The sequence below is a fragment of the Solibacillus daqui genome (assembly GCF_028747805.1).
GTDB lineage: Bacteria > Bacillota > Bacilli > Bacillales_A > Planococcaceae > Solibacillus > Solibacillus daqui.
Window position 1 is genome coordinate 1,770,240 of the sequence record NZ_CP114887.1, and the last position, 16,042, is coordinate 1,786,281.

General features: G+C 37.8%; 16 protein-coding genes. 9 read left to right on the forward strand and 7 right to left on the reverse strand.

Annotated features, from left to right (window positions below; genetic code table 11):
- Positions 1 to 703 precede the first annotated feature (703 nt).
- Positions 704 to 2,362, forward strand: coding sequence for an S-layer homology domain-containing protein (locus tag O7776_RS08535; RefSeq protein ID WP_274310172.1), 1,659 nt, complete (start codon positions 704 to 706; stop codon positions 2,360 to 2,362).
- An 84-nt stretch (positions 2,363 to 2,446) separates the two neighbouring features.
- Here the strand turns inward: O7776_RS08535 and O7776_RS08540 are convergent, their stop codons facing one another.
- Together O7776_RS08540 and O7776_RS08545 are read right to left on the reverse strand one after the other, a co-directional pair.
- Positions 2,447 to 3,142, reverse strand: a complete 696-nt coding sequence (locus O7776_RS08540; RefSeq protein WP_274310173.1) for a response regulator — start codon at positions 3,140 to 3,142, stop codon at positions 2,447 to 2,449.
- Positions 3,139 to 5,829, reverse strand: coding sequence for a sensor histidine kinase (locus O7776_RS08545; RefSeq protein ID WP_274310174.1), 2,691 nt, complete (start codon positions 5,827 to 5,829; stop codon positions 3,139 to 3,141). Before O7776_RS08545 ends, O7776_RS08540 begins: the two co-directional genes overlap by 4 nt.
- Before the next feature lie 339 nt (positions 5,830 to 6,168).
- Between O7776_RS08545 and kdpA the strand changes: the two genes are divergently transcribed.
- The 4 genes from kdpA to O7776_RS20320 are packed head-to-tail and all read left to right on the forward strand — an operon-like array spanning position 6,169 to position 10,897.
- Positions 6,169 to 7,986: a potassium-transporting ATPase subunit KdpA gene (gene kdpA / locus O7776_RS08550; RefSeq protein ID WP_274310175.1), complete on the forward strand. Its 1,818-nt coding sequence runs from the start codon at positions 6,169 to 6,171 to the stop codon at positions 7,984 to 7,986.
- Between the two features lie 54 nt (positions 7,987 to 8,040).
- Complete coding sequence (gene kdpB / locus O7776_RS08555; RefSeq protein ID WP_420802171.1) at positions 8,041 to 10,062, forward strand: potassium-transporting ATPase subunit KdpB; 2,022 nt, start codon at positions 8,041 to 8,043, stop codon at positions 10,060 to 10,062.
- A gap of 35 nt (positions 10,063 to 10,097) precedes the next feature.
- Entirely contained in the window at positions 10,098 to 10,703 is a 606-nt protein-coding gene (gene kdpC / locus O7776_RS08560; protein WP_274310177.1) for a potassium-transporting ATPase subunit KdpC, read from the forward strand.
- A 23-nt stretch (positions 10,704 to 10,726) separates the two neighbouring features.
- Positions 10,727 to 10,897, forward strand: a complete 171-nt coding sequence (locus tag O7776_RS20320; protein WP_420802159.1) for an S-layer homology domain-containing protein — start codon at positions 10,727 to 10,729, stop codon at positions 10,895 to 10,897.
- Between the two features lie 117 nt (positions 10,898 to 11,014).
- Here O7776_RS20320 and O7776_RS08565 read toward each other — a convergent pair whose 3' ends face one another.
- The 3 genes from O7776_RS08565 to O7776_RS08575 all read right to left on the reverse strand — a co-directional run bounded on the left by O7776_RS08565 (position 11,015) and on the right by O7776_RS08575 (position 12,079).
- Positions 11,015 to 11,377: a hypothetical protein gene (locus tag O7776_RS08565; RefSeq protein ID WP_274310178.1), complete on the reverse strand. Its 363-nt coding sequence runs from the start codon at positions 11,375 to 11,377 to the stop codon at positions 11,015 to 11,017.
- Positions 11,374 to 11,733, reverse strand: coding sequence for a hypothetical protein (locus O7776_RS08570; protein WP_274310179.1), 360 nt, complete (start codon positions 11,731 to 11,733; stop codon positions 11,374 to 11,376). Before O7776_RS08570 ends, O7776_RS08565 begins: the two co-directional genes overlap by 4 nt.
- 151 nt (positions 11,734 to 11,884) lie before the next feature.
- A complete protein-coding gene (locus O7776_RS08575) occupies positions 11,885 to 12,079 on the reverse strand; it encodes a hypothetical protein (protein WP_274310180.1) in 195 nt (64 codons plus the stop codon).
- Between the two features lie 215 nt (positions 12,080 to 12,294).
- On the opposite strand from O7776_RS08575, the gene O7776_RS08580 reads away from it, so the two are divergent.
- The gene (locus tag O7776_RS08580) at positions 12,295 to 12,930 is read left to right on the forward strand and encodes a pentapeptide repeat-containing protein (protein ID WP_274310181.1); all 636 of its coding nucleotides are present in this window, start codon (positions 12,295 to 12,297) and stop codon (positions 12,928 to 12,930) included.
- Between the two features lie 15 nt (positions 12,931 to 12,945).
- A complete protein-coding gene (locus O7776_RS08585; protein WP_274310182.1) occupies positions 12,946 to 13,113 on the forward strand; it encodes a hypothetical protein in 168 nt (55 codons plus the stop codon).
- A gap of 280 nt (positions 13,114 to 13,393) precedes the next feature.
- On the opposite strand, the gene O7776_RS08590 is transcribed toward O7776_RS08585, so the two are convergent.
- Positions 13,394 to 14,101: a class I SAM-dependent methyltransferase gene (locus O7776_RS08590; RefSeq protein WP_274310183.1), complete on the reverse strand. Its 708-nt coding sequence runs from the start codon at positions 14,099 to 14,101 to the stop codon at positions 13,394 to 13,396.
- A gap of 205 nt (positions 14,102 to 14,306) precedes the next feature.
- Positions 14,307 to 14,873: a DUF5412 family protein gene (locus O7776_RS08595; protein ID WP_274310184.1), complete on the reverse strand. Its 567-nt coding sequence runs from the start codon at positions 14,871 to 14,873 to the stop codon at positions 14,307 to 14,309.
- Between the two features lie 119 nt (positions 14,874 to 14,992).
- Here O7776_RS08595 and O7776_RS08600 point away from each other — a divergent pair, with 119 nt between their 5' ends.
- Together O7776_RS08600 and O7776_RS08605 are read left to right on the forward strand one after the other, a co-directional pair.
- Positions 14,993 to 15,316: a hypothetical protein gene (locus tag O7776_RS08600; RefSeq protein ID WP_274310185.1), complete on the forward strand. Its 324-nt coding sequence runs from the start codon at positions 14,993 to 14,995 to the stop codon at positions 15,314 to 15,316.
- 196 nt (positions 15,317 to 15,512) lie between these two features.
- Complete coding sequence (locus O7776_RS08605; RefSeq protein WP_274310186.1) at positions 15,513 to 15,992, forward strand: hypothetical protein; 480 nt, start codon at positions 15,513 to 15,515, stop codon at positions 15,990 to 15,992.
- Positions 15,993 to 16,042: the final 50 nt, after the last annotated feature.

Genomic DNA, 16,042 nt, shown 5'->3' on the forward strand with positions numbered 1-16,042 from the left:
AGTGTAATCTACTTATTTTCGGCGGGCTACGGCATGACAGCATTATGGCCACGTGGTACGTGTCCATACTACTGTCTTTAATGCCGCATGCAAGGCCCGCCAAATTAAAATGTTACTTATCCCTATATAGTAAAGAGCGTAAAATGCTGCCGCTTGCGCTATCGCGAGGCGACGGTGATGAAGAAAATGCTCGCTGTTTACAATATTGTATTTTGATTAAAAGTTAGCCACAGCAATAAATTAACTACTTTTATTGTGTCAAAGTAAAAACATCCTTAGACTTTATTTCAATTACAAAGCTTAAATCAGCACACTTTATTCAAAATCTTTGTAATAGAAACCAATTTTAAATTAATAGTAGAGTGGCGCGAAGTGAAGGGGGCGACTTCTAGGGGATCAAGCGTGTGCGGAAAATCCACTCATTTGTGCCACCGTCAGAGGCACAAATGAGTTAGTTGAAGCCACGCCCCCAGAAAAGCGTCCACCTTAACGTAGCAGAACGGATTATATTAGATAAATGCACTGTATTCCAAATTTTGTAATGAAAAATGCTCTAATGAGTTATTAATTTAATCGTATCCTTTTTTGCAATGGATTAAATACATTATTTTTGTTTGCTTGAAAAAATTACCTTATAAACTGCGGTTTCTTTCTCTAAATCTACTATGATAAAATGATAAATATTTGATATTTGGAGGACATGATGAAACCGTTTTTATATACACTTATGTTGCTTTTTGGTTTTTCACTTCAGGTGAATGCAGAGGAACCATTAAGTGATTATTTAAAAAATACAGCCTTTTGGCATGAGGGTGAGGTATTAACTGCACCTACTTCAAAATATTCATCAGGCTATGAAAGGTACGGTTATTATCGAATTGAAGTCGCGGAAGATTCGCTGTATACCTTTACCTTAGTAAAGGATACGAACATCAAGCTAATGTACGGAAGTCCGACAAAGCAGGGGGATATTATTTGGCTGAGCTCGAATGTAAATGACAGAGATCCTGAAAAGACCGTGCATCAAATTCAATTGAAAAAAGGGACATACGGTATTTACATTAGTAATTCACCTGAACAGCCATATGAGGCGAGCTATCAAGTGTCAGATTTAATCAGTCCTTATTATCTAGAACCGAATAATAGTCGTCAAGAAGCAATTGATATTCCGATCAATACGGTGATTGAGCAAGTGACAACAAGTGATGATTTGTATCAAAGTGATTATTATCGTTTTACATTAACGGTGCCAAGTCTCGTAAAAATTAATGGCTCTGTTGCCAATAAAGACTATAACTGGGTAAGCGTTTCAATTACGAATGCAGAGAAAAATGTGTATGATTTGGGGAGAGATTTAAAAGCTGGCGAGCAATGGCCTGCCAATAAAGGGCATGTGGTGGAAGTGTTACAGCCAGGAACGTATTACGTATCAACTTTTACGCAGAATCGTGTGTATGATCGTCAATATCGTTTTGAAATAGAAGCACAGCCAATTGAAAATCCTGAAACATTCAAGCGCGGTGATTCTGACACACCGATTATGCTCAATACAAAATATCGCGGTGTCATTTCTCGTAATGACGATTTCAGCTTTACACTACAGGAGTCAAAGAAAATAGGAGTAGTTGTCAATAGTGAGCTAGCGGAAGAAAATGGACTACAAATGCAACTTATAAAACGCGACCAACAGGATTTGTCGAAGAATATCTATATAGAATCTGATATTTATGCAAAGTCCAATCGCCTTCATTATACGTATAATCTCGAACCAGGGAAGTATACTATTATTCTAGGATCCAGTTTTGATAGACCGCAAATCGACTATACAATTTCGGCATATGATGTACCGTTTTCAGATATCACATCAAAAAATGCGTATGTTGAGGAAATTATGTATTTGACAGACAAAGAAATCATTAAAGGCTATGAGGATGGTACTTTCAAGCCAGCAAATTCGATTACACGCCGACAAGTATTCTTAATGCTTTCTCGCGATACAAATTTACAATTTGAAAAAATTCGTCCAATGACGTCATTCCAAGATGTAGCGGAAAATAGTGAGGACTATGCAATCATTACACCATTTTATGAAGCAGGGATTATTGATGGCAGCTACGGTAAAATGCAGCTGTCACAATCGTTAACACGTGCACAATTAGCGAAGATTTTAGTTAATGCATATAACTTAAAAATGCAAGCTCCAGTCGCCGATTTTAACGATGTCAGCAAAACACATTATGCCTATCATTACATTAAAATATTAGCATCAAATGGCATTTCAATCGGCTATAAGGGCAACTTTAAGCCGAATGACCCTGTAACAAGGGAACACTTTTCAGTATTTTTAGCTCGAATGCAGTAATATATTGCCACAATATATTTTCAAAAAAAACAGCCAAAAAACGTTGAGTTCACAACGTTAGTGGCTGTTTTTTTCACTAACTCATTAATTTTTCAACATGCGATAGCCGACACCGATATGCGTTTGGATATACTTTTGGTGATGATCTGATTCGATTTTTTTTCGTAAGGTAGCCATAAACACTCTAAGCGAAGCCACATTATTCTCCCAGCTATTTCCCCAAATTTCTTTTGTAATATAATTATGTGTTAAGACTTTGCCTATATTTTTGGAAAGTAGAACAAGCAATTTGTATTCAATGGGTGTTAAATGCAGTTCTTTTTCGTTTACATACGCACAACCACCAGCGTAATCAATGGTAAGTTCTCCATTAGTAAAGAGGGCATTTTGTTGTGTGTTTTCTATATTACTATAGTGAATACGTCGAATGGCCACGCGTAAACGGGCGAGTAGTTCCTCAACAGAAAAAGGCTTCGTTAAATAATCATCGGCACCTGCGTCAAGTGCATCAATTTTGTCTTGATCCGTACTTCTTGCACTCACCACAATGATGGGCATCATCGACCAAGAACGGATTTTTTTTATAATGTCAATGCCGTCGAAATCGGGTAAGCCTAAATCTAAAATGACAATGTCCGGATTATGCGAAACTGCTTCTAATATGGCTTGACTACCATTTCCAGCAGTATGAAAATGGTAGTGCTGTGTTTCTAATGTTGTTGCTATTAAATTTTTGATGGCTTCATCATCTTCTACGATTAAAATAAATGGCTTGATCATAGTTCAACCTCCTGTGATTGCAGCGTGAATCGGAATATAGCACCTGTTGGCAAGTGGTCATGGACTGTTAATGTGCCCCCATGTGCTTGAATAATGGACTTACATAATGCAAGGCCAATGCCCATTCCTCTTCGGCTATCCGCTATACTTTGCGATGCGGAATAAAACATATCAAAGAGATGCTCTTTTGCTTTGTCGTCTATGCCGCTCCCGTTATCTGCTACATCTACTACAATCCAATCTTTGTGTTTTTTAGTTGAAATCATAATTTCTGATCCGGCCGGTGTGTATTTAATCGCATTATCTACTAGATTGATGAGGACCTGAACAATGAGCCGCGTATCAACCTTTGCCATTAAAAAATTTTCGTTGTGTGCAACCTGAATGACATGTTCATCACGTTTTCGGTTAATATGTTTTAGCGCTTCTTCAATCACTTCATCAATTAGCTCTGCTTTCATCTGAATTTGCATGGTCCCATCTTCAATTCGTGTAATCGAAAGTAAGTTTTCAACTAAATGAATGAGCCACTTTGCATCATCAAAAATATCCTCGTATAATCGATTCTTTGTTTGTGCTTCAAGCTGCGTGCTGTTTGCTAAAAGAATGTCGGCATTTCCTAAAATCGTTGTCAAAGGTGTCCGTAAATCATGGGAAATAGCACGTAATAAATTCGCGCGTAATTGCTCATTTTTTGCCTGAGAAACGGCTTCTTCCCGTTGCCGAATAAAATGTTCTTTTTCAAGCGCTACTGCACATTCTCCAAGCATGGATAAAACTAGGCTTTTTTCGAAAGTATCAAGTGTTTCGCCTTGTTCTAGTGAGATGCCCATCACACCATAAACATTTAAATTTGTTCGTAGTGCCAAATACAAACATTTCGCATTACTTAATGTATTTGTTGATGCCCCGGCATGTTTACTGTTATTAAATACCCAAGACGCAACAGCATGTTCATTATCTGTAATCAATGTTTCGTGATCAAAACCTTGAGTCGTTGCAATCACGACAGGTTGTTGCAGCACATTATCGAGTACCGGATAGTATACGATCGACCGATTTACGAGTTTCCCAACTTGATGTGCAGCTGTATCCATAATTGCAATCGAACTGTTGGATTGCTGAAGCAATTGATTCGTTTCTAGTAATATTTTTGTTCGATAAGCAGTTTCAGCTGATATGTGCGCTTGTCTGCGAAGTTTACTTGCTAATGTTCCAATTGTAAAAGCGGTGATAAACATAATGATAAACGTCACATGATAACTCTGCTCGTATGCTGCAAGTGAATACGTTGGGTAGATAAAGAAGAAATTAAAGGCTAAGACACTGAGCGTGGCCATTAAAATACTACAAAAAAGATTCGCCGTTACAATGGCCGTCGCAAGAACACCGAGTATATAGAGATTAATAATATTGGTTTCGTTAAAGTCTAATCGCTTAAATAAAAAACCAAGGGCAGTGGTGATTGCTAGTAAGACCATTACTTTTGCTAAGTCAGACACTGAAAAAGAAGGCCTTTTTGCCCAATCTTTCTTAACTTTAAAAGGTTTCGTTTGTTGATCTGGAATGACATGTATATCTAAATTTGGTGCTAATTGTGTTAATTGTTCGGTAAAAGACTTTTTAATATGAAATAAAGAGCGCTTTGTATTGGTACGACCGATGACAATTTTTGTGACACTCGCATAGCGGGCGAATTCAGTAATTTGGAACGCTACATCCGCACCTTGAACTTTTTCAATGGATGCACCGAGTTGTTCGGCTAAGCGCATATTTTTACTTAATCTCGTTTTATTGGCTACAGTCCAATTGTTATAATCGGGTGTTTCTACAAAAAGTGCAGTGAAATGACCTTTAAATGCATGCGCCATTCGTGCGGCTGTTCGGATTATTTTTTCATTGGAAGGAGAGGAAGACAAACAAACTAATAGATGTTCTCCTGCATTTAAGTGATCTTTGTGCTTTGACTTCGTTTTTTCTGCTACATGATGTACACGGTCAGCGGTGCGTCGTAAGGCAATTTCACGTAATGCCACTAAATTTTCTAATTTAAAAAAACTTTGTACGGCTTTTTCTGCTTGCTGCTGCTTGTATATTTTACCTTCATTCAGCCTTTCTAAAAGGTCAGCTGGCTCAATATCAACGAGTGTTACTTGATCTGCTTCATCGAAAAAATGGTCTGGGATGCGTTCACGTACGATGACACCTGTAAGCGAGGCAACTAAGTCATTCAAGCTTTCAATATGCTGGACATTTACAGTAGTAAAGACATCAATACCAGCCTTTAATAGTTCCTGAATATCTTGATATCGTTTCACATGCCGTGATTGTTCGAGATTGCTATGCGCAAGTTCATCTACTAGTAAAAGCTTCGGTTTTCTAGCTAAAGCCGCGTCTAAATCAAATTCATGTAAGGTCATGCCTTTATGCTCAGTTGTTTGTGTTGGTATTTGTTCTAGTCCTTCTAATAAAGCGGATGTTTCAGGTCTTGCATGCGGTTCGAGATAGCCGACAACAACATCGACACCATGCGCCTTCATCTCATGTGCTGCTTTTAGCATGGCATACGTTTTACCTACACCAGCCGCATAGCCAAAGAAAATTTTAAGATGGCCCTTGTGCTTTTCTTTTTTAATCGTATAAATTCGTTTCAAAATCGTATCAGGATTTTCTCGCTCGAAATTCATCGTCATCCCTCATTTATTCCATTAGATTTATTCATAGTATAGCGTAATGCATGTTAATGAAAAATAAGAATCTACCTAAATCGTATTAAGATAGTATAAAGATTTTTCTCTTCTATTAATTAGTGAAAATCCTTGATGTATCCCCAAAATAGATCATCTTCATTCTTAACACAATCTTAATCCCAATTGTTGTTTTCCTAACACCGTCTTCATTTTGAATTTTGTATTGTTAGGTGAGAAGGGAGGAATGGTCATGCAATTCGTTGTAAATACCATTGGAATAAGTGCAATGATGTTACTAGTTTACTATGTTGTGATTTTGCTAAGGGGGGACCAAGCATGATGAATAGCATACTGCAGTACGGGTTGTACTTAGTGATTTTAGTACTGCTGGCAATTCCATTAGGCAAATATATTGGAAAGATTATGAATGGCGAGCGCGTGTTACTTTCAACAATCGTTTTGCCATTTGAAAAGGGAATCTATAAATTATTAAAAATTGAATCTACAGATGAAATGGACTGGAAGAAATACCTGTTTTCGGTGCTGATTTTTAGTGGGATAGGGTTTCTATTTTTATTTGCTTTACAGTTAGTTCAAGGCTATTTATTTGGAAATCCTCAAGGAATTGCGAATATGAGCTGGCATTTATCGTTTAATACCGCAACAAGTTTTATAACAAATACGAATTGGCAATCGTATACAGGGGAAGCGCAGGTTTCATACTTAGTACAGATGCTTGGCTTAACGGTTCAAAATTTTGTTTCAGCTGCTACAGGCATTGCTGTTTTGTTTGCCTTAATTCGTGGATTTATGCGTGTGAAAGATAAGGGACTCGGTAGCTTTTGGGTTGATTTGACGCGAGTGACGTTATACATCTTATTGCCGATTAGCTTAGTCATAACAATCGGTTTAATATCACAGGGGGTAGTGCAAAATTTAAAACCAGCACAAACTGTACAGTTACTAGAACCGATTGCCATTGACGAAGATGGTGCAATCATTGAAGGTGCAACGATTGAAGATGCATCTGGTGAAGTGATGCTTAATGGTGAAGTCTTAAATGGTGCACAAGTGATTAAGGAGCAATTTGTGCCAATGGGTCCAGCTGCGAGCCAAATCGCCATTAAACAGCTAGGTACAAATGGCGGAGGATTTTTCGGCGTTAACTCAGCACACCCAATCGAAAATCCAACAGCGTTTTCCAATTTACTAGAGTTAATTGCAATTTTATTAATTCCTGTGGCACTTTGCTTTACTTTCGGTTATAGCTTACTAGATAAGAAGCAGGGAATTGCCATCTTTATCGCGATGTTTAGTTTGCTAGTACTTGCCATAGCTGGTTTAGCAATCGTAGAACAAACAGCTACACCGCAACTCGCTCAACATGGGTTGGTCGATCTTTCGATGGATGAGCAGTCAGGTGGCAATATGGAAGGTAAGGAATCGAGATTTGGAATTGTGTCCTCCGTAATGTGGACGGCATTTACAACCGCTGCATCCAACGGCTCTGTCAATGCGATGCATGATAGCTATACACCGCTTGGAGGTATGATTCCGATGCTTTTAATGCAGTTAGGGGAGGTTGTATTCGGCGGTGTCGGAAGTGGCCTTTACGGCATGCTGTCATTTGTAGTGTTAACGGTATTTATCGCAGGACTATTGGTCGGACGTACACCGGAATATTTAGGGAAAAAAATTGAACCCTTTGAGATGAAATGGGCGGTGCTTTGCTGCTTGGCAACACCAATTGCGATTCTAGTTAGTGGAGGCATTGCTGCGATCGTACCATCCGTTATGAATAGTTTAAATGATTCGGGGCCACACGGGTTTTCAGAACTGCTGTACGTATTTACGTCAGCAGGAGCAAATAATGGCTCTGCATTTGCAGGATTTGCTGCCAATACACCGTTCATCAATATGGCTTTAGGATTATCGATGGTTTTTGCTCGCTTTGTTCCGATTTTCTGTACATTAGCGATTGCAGGAAGCTTAGTGCAGAAAAAAAGAATGGCTACTACAGCGGGTACGTTATCTACAAGCAATGGACTGTTCATTTTCTTACTGATTTTTGTTGTCCTATTGGTAGGTGCATTAAGTTTCTTCCCAGCTTTAGCGCTTGGGCCAATTGCCGAGTTTTTAATTATGTTGAGTTAGGGGGTAGTTAATTTGATACAAGAGACAAAAAATAGCTCGTTCGATAAACAAGTTATTATAAGAGCAGTAAAGGATTCCTTTGTGAAGTTCAGTCCGAAATATCAAGCACAGAATCCCGTCATGCTGCTTGTATATGTGAGCGCCATTTTAACGTCAATACTATGGGGATTGTCATTAGTTGGCATTCAAGATGCGAGTTCGGGTTACACATTGGCAATTGCACTTATTTTATGGTTTACCGTTTTATTTGCGAACTTTGCCGAGTCCATTGCGGAAGGAAAAGGGAAAGCTCAGGCGGATACTTTAAGGGCTGCTAAAAAGGATGTAGCAGCAAGTAAGTTAAAACGTATTGATGATTTAGATACGATTGAAATTGTTTCCTCGGCTACATTACAAAAGGGCGATTTTGTCATTGTCCGAATGGGTGAGCAAATTCCAGCGGATGGAGAGGTTGTGGAAGGTGCTGCCTCTGTTGACGAAAGTGCCATAACCGGTGAATCTGCCCCAGTAATCCGAGAAAGTGGTGGGGATCGAAGTGCTGTGACAGGTGGCACAACGGTAATTTCCGATGCGCTCATTATAAAAGTGACAAGTATACCCGGTGAAAGTTTCTTAGATAAAATGATTGCCATGGTGGAAGGTGCGCAACGGAAAAAAACACCCAATGAATTAGCACTTCAAATTTTACTTGTCGCGTTATCGATTATTTTTATATTAGTCACAATATCGCTTTATACGTTTTCAGCATTCTCAGCAAATTTAGCAGAGAAAAATAATCCTGTTTCAGTAACAACGCTTGTTGCATTACTTGTTTGCTTAGCTCCAACTACGATTGGTGCATTGCTCTCAGCCATTGGGATTGCAGGCATGAGCAGATTAAACCAGGCAAATGTTCTCGCAATGAGTGGGCGAGCGATTGAGGCTGCTGGTGATGTTGATATTTTAATGCTCGACAAAACGGGAACGATTACAATTGGCAATCGTCAGGCGACGGAGTTTATCGCGGTGGATGATGTAAAACCAGAAGAATTAGCAAATGCCGCCCAATTATCTTCATTGGCGGATGAAACACCGGAAGGACGAAGCATCGTTATTCTTGCCAAAAAGGAATTTGGAATTAGAGGGCGTTCGATGTCGGAACTGGCCTTGAATTTTATTCCATTTAGTGCGAGAACACGCATGAGTGGTGTCGACTTTGAAGGGCATGAAATTCGAAAAGGTGCAGCGGAAGTGATGAAGCACTATGTGGAACAACATGGTGGCACGTATAGTAAGTCATGCGAGGATGCGGTGAAGCGAATCGCTGAAAAGGGTGGTACGCCGCTCGTGGTAGCGCAAAATTTCAAAGTATTAGGTGTTATTTACTTAAAAGACATCGTGAAGCAGGGCGTAAAAGAAAAGTTTGCAGACCTTCGTAAAATGGGGATTAAAACGATCATGATTACGGGTGATAACCCGCTAACAGCTGCCGCTATTGCTGCGGAGGCAGGGGTAGATGATTTTTTAGCAGAGGCAACTCCCGAAGCTAAGCTTGAAATGATTCGTGACTATCAAAGGAAGGGCCATCTCGTAGCAATGACAGGTGACGGTACAAATGATGCCCCAGCCCTAGCACAAGCAGATGTAGCGGTTGCTATGAATACCGGCACACAGGCGGCAAAAGAGGCTGGCAATATGGTAGATTTGGATTCTTCACCAACGAAGTTAATCGAAATTGTGCGTATCGGGAAGCAACTATTAATGACGCGAGGCAGCCTAACAACCTTTTCCATTGCCAATGATTTAGCGAAGTATTTTGCGATTATCCCAGCGTTGTTTATCGGCTTATATCCACAATTAAATCAGTTAAATATTATGCATTTGCATAGCCCAGAAAGTGCGATTTTGTCAGCGATTATTTATAATGCCGCCATCATTATCGCGTTAATTCCACTAGCTCTTCGAGGCGTTAAGTACCGAGAAGTCGCAGCTGAAAAATTATTAGCAAGAAATATTCTTGTCTATGGCGTTGGAGGGATCATTACACCGTTTATTTTTATTAAGTTAATCGATATGTCACTGGCCATTTTTATGTAATGGTGTAGTGCATGCTTGAGAAAGGGGTTTTCAAAATGAAATGGTTTAAGGGAACTGTGTCTAGAGCGATATTAATTTTTGTTGTGTTTTCAATCATTTGTGGGGGCTTCTATCCATTGGTAATGACAGGGTTTGCACAAGTCGTTTTTCCCGAAAAAGCGAATGGTAGTTTAATTGAAATCGACGGCAAAATCTATGGGACAGAGCTTCTGGGTCAGCAATTTACAGAGGATACGCATATGTGGGGAAGAATTATGCAACTGGATACGACCACATATAAAGATACAAAGGGTAATGCGGTGATGTATGCTTACCCTGCAAATTTGAGCCCTGCAAGTCAGCAATTTGAAGCATTAGTAGCGGAACGAATTGACCGGATTCAAAAGGCGCATCCTTCAAAAGAGGGCGAAGCAATTCCGGTAGATTTAGTCACAAGTTCAGGCAGTGGTCTAGATCCAGGGATTTCAGTGGCATCTGCAATGTATCAAGTAGAACGCCTTGCAGAAACAAATCACTTATCAATAGAAGAAGTTGAAAGAATCATTGATGAATGTACGGACGACAAATTTTTAGGAATTTTCGGTGAAGCAACCGTCAATGTATTAAAAGTGAATTTAATGCTAGAGGGAATTTTAAAATAAGTTTCTTCTCGTAATCAATAAAAATGCAAGCGCCAGCCGCCGATTTTAACGATGTCAGCAAAACACATTATGCCTATAATTATATAAAAATATTAGCATCAAATGGCATTTCAATCGGCTATAAGGGTAACTTTAAACCGAATGACCCTGTAACAAGGGAGCACTTTTCAGTATTTTTAGATCGAATGCAGTAATTTTTTACGCCAATATATTCAAACAAACAGCCACAAAACGTTAATTTTACAACGTTAGTGGCTTTTTTTGTTTTACTAAACGTGTATTTTGGGGAATTATATATAACAATCATTTGTTTATTCCCCTGGCATAAAGCCAATCACTGTATTGGTAACAGGGTCTACAAGAATAGAAGGCGTACTAATTAGTACGTTATCCCTGTCTTCAAAAGTAATAGATAAAGCTTCTTTTCCTTCATCCGTTTTATCTAACAAATGATAGTTATTCGTAGCAATCACCTTTTTCACTGTCGCACTTTGCCAATCTCCCTTGGTAGTAGTCGTCCACTCGTTTTCTTCCACAAACGCCCAAGCCACTTGTTTAACCTTTGTATATTGTTCGGGATTAACCGTCTTTTCTAATGTTTCTTTATTTGTACAACCAACAATCAACCAAATCGATAGGATCGGGAGTATAATATATAGAAATTTTGGTTTCATTCCGCTTTATCCAAAGTTTGGTACCAAGCAAAAATGGCAGTTGGTAAACAAACCGTGAATAATATGCCACCGATCAATAGGGCGCTATTACGAAAACTGTTCAACATAAACAGAAAAATTTCCGTGTCTATACTGCCTCCAATTGATTGAAGCCATAAATTGCTGATTGACCTACCAATCCAGCCACTACACAAAATAAGGACAATCCCCACTATCGATAAAATCACGCTTAGCTTCATTAATCTCGTATTCTTCGTCACTTTTCCCTCCACCTTTTCAAAATTATTCTGTTGTAAAACTACACCGAGAGCTAGGGGGCGTTCAATAAAACTAAATACTAGTAATGTATTTTTCAATCTGCTTTTCCTTTTGAGCGACTAAGCCAGTTTTGGAAAACATGTTGAACTGTTCTTTATCTAGCGTTTTTGTTAACTGGCTCATTACCATTTCAATAACCATATCTTTCACGTTACTAGTGCCTTGTTCATTCTCATTTGATTTTGGTAATTATGTTTCTCTTAACATTATTTTTTCGCCATTTGCCTTCGTAACGTAATGGCGAATATAGCCGTTTTCTTTTTTTATTTCATAGGCTGCTTCAGATTTTTTGTTTTTATCTAAAAATAAAGCATCTGATAAGCGAATAGAACTCTCTTTTTTTATGGTGTTATAATAGTTATGACTTTCTAAATGTATATTCATCTCATGCCCACCTCTAAATATGTAAAATATTTACTTTTATTATCGGCAATCCTTTCAACTTTTGAACAGGATGTATTTTGTATATTCGGTAAAGTGAATAATAATCATAGAACCGAATGCATAAGACGTAATCGGTATTGAGGTAAATGAGCTATACTGTAGAAAATAAATGGAGAGTCATTACGTGAAAAATTGATTAAAAGAGGGCAGAGCTTATGAAAATTGATATTCCAAAAATTCCATTAGCGTTAACTGAAAAAAGATTCCATGATGTTTTTTATGAAGAGGATCCAATACTTGAAAATTGCATTATCACAGGGGCCGAGTTTTCAGATGAGTCTGTTGAGAGAGTTCAGCTATATCGTTCCGTATTAAAAAATTGCACTTTCATAAATACCAATTTTAGTAAAATGGACATTCTTGATGTACGATTTGAAAATTGCGATTTATCAAATGTAAATCTTCATAAATCGTCCATTCATCGAGCTGAATTTATTAATTGTAAATTGCTTGGGAGTAATTTTTCAGAATCCTCAATAGGGAATGTTAAATTTGAGAACTCGATTTTGAATATGTCTATCTTTGGAGATTCAAAACTTGAAAAAGTGGTTTATCAAGATGATTCTCTACAAAACGCGGACTTTTATGAATGCAAATTTAAAAAGGTTGAATTTAACAATTGCCATCTAAATGAAGCCAGTTTTGAGGGCACGTCACTTAAAGGCGTAGATATTAGTTCTTCTAGTTTTGATGCGTTAACGATATCGGTTGAAGAATTAAAAGGATGCATCGTATCAACTTCTCAAGCCATCCTATTTTCAACCTTATTGGGTTTAATTATAAAAGATTAGCAGTACGGGGAGCACTTGATCCATGATGAATTCCGCGTTGTGTTCAATGCAAAAAATATAACGGAAGCCGATTTGAGGGCTGCGCTTGATGAAACTTATTTAAATGTGATGTATGAAAATTTATCGGGTGATGTTGTAATAGAGAAGATTTATTTAGTGGATTATTTGGATTTTAATGATTAATTTTAAAGCTGAACTAATTTTTGCGATAGTTCAGCTTTTCCATGTGGTTATGCTTCTACTACGTGTAGAGTGTAAATTTGTGTACACTTTTTAATCCGATTTAACTCGATAAAAACCTCTGCAAAAAATGGAGTTTTTCGGTTTAATTTGAACAGGTTGATTAAAATCCATTTTTAACGTTTTTATTAAATAAACCCATACAAAAATAGTCAACCCGACTGAAAACGTTATGACAACAACACTTTCAGTCGGGTTTATAAATGCATGTATGCCTAGTAAGTTATTTTGTACATGCATAAACCCGATAGCTAATAATTCCTTGATAGTTAAGCATGATTTCTAAATGCTTTTTCATGACGTCGTAAAGCGCCGGGTCAATATCATTAGAATAATGAAAATCGGGTTCGGATTCTATTGTAGTGCGATTTTGGATTTGAATATTTTCAAAGCCAGCCTGTATTAATAATGCCTCCCAATCGCTTTCCATAAGAAGCGAGTCAAAGCCATAAAATTGCATGATTTCGAGTTCGTCAGCAGGAGCTAATCGTTCATTCATTGTTTGTTCAATGGCAATGAAGCGACCGCCATCTTTTAGTACCCGATAGATTTCACTTAATGCCTTTGGTTTATTAACAAATGAAAGCACCGATTCAGTAAGAATAAAATCAAAATGACTATCCAGTAAAGATGTATTTTCGATTGAGCCTTCAATGAATTCTACATGTAATTCATTGTTTTTCATTCTATATTTCGCCTTTTCTAACATCGTTGGGTTAATGTCGAGCGCAGTAACTTTTGCACGGAATGTCTGGGTTAAGTATGCGGCCGTTTGACCCGTACCACAGCCGACATCTAAAACGTGACACGAATCATTAATATGTTCGTGTTTAAAAATTTCTTTTGTAAGATTAATTCCACCAGGATGTGCACCACCAATACCAAGAACGGACAGGAGTTCTAAATACTTGGAGTTTTGTATTTGTATCACCTTCTTTATATTTTAATAGGGAAATAACATTCACACGGTATGCTAGAATCACTGTTGAAAATGTAAGCGTACAAGGAAAATTGTTCATTCTCGAATGCAGCTAACATAATGCAAATATTTCTTTGTATCATATGAATTAAAAAAACGATGGTTCTTACATGAGAATTTAAGCGGGTATTTCTAAAAGGACCTTATGTTTTTTTATTTAATCTTTATATTGATAGCACGTTTCAAAGCTATTACGTAATAACAAACTTTGGCAAGCTAAACCGTTCTCATGATATATTTCGCGTTCAATATTTAACTGTATACTTCGATTTGAATCCGTATATGTTTGGTCCTCATTGTTAATAAACAAAGAGGTTTCATCTATCCACTGTAGTGTTACTTGATTTTTCGCATCCGCGTAATATACGATTTTTGTCGTTTGCTTTTCGTTATCCGTCACTTCCACCCAAACGTTCACACCACCTAAAACCCCACCATACGGCTCATAGTAGACCTGTGCGGCATAGTTTTCCGATGGAGATAATACCGGCCCCGCTCCGATTTGCATATGCTCTTTACCGATGAGTGCAAACGTAAAGAAATATTGAATGTACACAAAAATCGCTAACAATACAAGAAATCCCGTAGAAGTTATGAGAGCAAGCTTTTTAGGGAAAGTTATTTTTCTAAAAAAGTACCGAATACATTGAATCACTAAAATAAATAACAAAATTGCAGTAATTAAAAATAGAAGCAATGCGATTGTGCGAATGCCAAGATTCATGGAATACCTCCAGCCTTTTTTAGTTACAACGACGAGATGCAAGGAATTGTTTCCGGTAATGGTATTATTCGGTTGTTTTTATTTGGTAATTAATTGACAATATAAATAGAGGTGATTCTATGAAGAAATTCATGTTTACATCATTAATTGCGCTGCTGCTTGTAGGCTGCTCGCAAAAAGAAAAAACTTTGGACGATGAACTGCAATTGGAGCTTCAACATTTGAATGAAGAAGAAGTAAAATTGTTAATACATAGGAATGGCAATTTTACAAAGGAAGAAATCGAACAATATTACGCGGTTGTGGTGTTTGATTATCGTGTTCGAAATGGCAATAAGTTTCGTAAGCTAGTGGTTCAACATGATTTCGACTGGGATATCTTGAGGGATCAGGTCAAGTTGGACTATGGGAAGAAGTATATGAATGGGAATGGACGCGGGTAGAATTTTAGAAATGGTAGCTTTGAACACGATTCAGATCGTTTTATTTTTTACGCAAAGGATTTCACAGCCGAGCAGTTACAGAACATTTTTGAAACCTATAAACTAAACATTTCATGGATCGATTCAGAAGGACGTTTCAAAGAGCAAACCATTTTTGCTGGCCAATATTTTCAGGATAAACGAGGAGAATAAAAATATGACATTATACACCGTATTCGTGGCAGACAAACAATTGAATGAAGTGGATTATACAGGTATTGACTATATTTCTGTAAGTGAATTGAAAAAAATGTATCCGATTTCTGAGCAATTTCCAGAGCAGCCATGGCACTCGATGGATGATGACGCGCAAATATTACATGCGCCAGATGAAGGGGCATTTGCCAAGCTACATGTTTACGAGTGGGGAAATCCGCCCTATGATTTAATAAATTATAATGACAAACCTTTCATCTATGGCGTCGATGGTAATTGGAATGAGGAATTTGTAAACGACTTATTGAACTATATTAAGAAACAGCTTTCCCCCGATCAAATTGTCCAGTTACTGCGCTTTTGGGCGGATGAAATCCCTCGACCAATTCTAAAAAAACGTACAATATCGATACAAGAAATTGAATTAACACAACTACATAATATCGCGCAAGAGCAATATATACGCGTTTCATTCGTGTAAATGAAACCTTATGTATGAAAATCCGTTTCCATTTCAAAGGAGCGTGTAGG

Coding starts and splice junctions, on each gene's coding strand:
- kdpA (WP_274310175.1), top strand. CDS start 6,169: ATGATGAATAGCATACTGCAGTACGGGTTGTACTTAGTGATTTTAGTA.
- O7776_RS08595 (WP_274310184.1), bottom strand. CDS start 14,873: ATGAATCTTGGCATTCGCACAATCGCATTGCTTCTATTTTTAATTACT.
- O7776_RS08535 (WP_274310172.1), top strand. CDS start 704: ATGAAACCGTTTTTATATACACTTATGTTGCTTTTTGGTTTTTCACTT.
- O7776_RS08540 (WP_274310173.1), bottom strand. CDS start 3,142: ATGATCAAGCCATTTATTTTAATCGTAGAAGATGATGAAGCCATCAAA.
- O7776_RS08565 (WP_274310178.1), bottom strand. CDS start 11,377: ATGAAACCAAAATTTCTATATATTATACTCCCGATCCTATCGATTTGG.
- O7776_RS08605 (WP_274310186.1), top strand. CDS start 15,513: ATGACATTATACACCGTATTCGTGGCAGACAAACAATTGAATGAAGTG.
- O7776_RS08545 (WP_274310174.1), bottom strand. CDS start 5,829: ATGAATTTCGAGCGAGAAAATCCTGATACGATTTTGAAACGAATTTAT.
- O7776_RS08580 (WP_274310181.1), top strand. CDS start 12,295: ATGAAAATTGATATTCCAAAAATTCCATTAGCGTTAACTGAAAAAAGA.
- O7776_RS20320 (WP_420802159.1), top strand. CDS start 10,727: ATGCAAGCGCCAGCCGCCGATTTTAACGATGTCAGCAAAACACATTAT.
- O7776_RS08575 (WP_274310180.1), bottom strand. CDS start 12,079: ATGAATATACATTTAGAAAGTCATAACTATTATAACACCATAAAAAAA.
- O7776_RS08600 (WP_274310185.1), top strand. CDS start 14,993: ATGAAGAAATTCATGTTTACATCATTAATTGCGCTGCTGCTTGTAGGC.
- kdpC (WP_274310177.1), top strand. CDS start 10,098: ATGAAATGGTTTAAGGGAACTGTGTCTAGAGCGATATTAATTTTTGTT.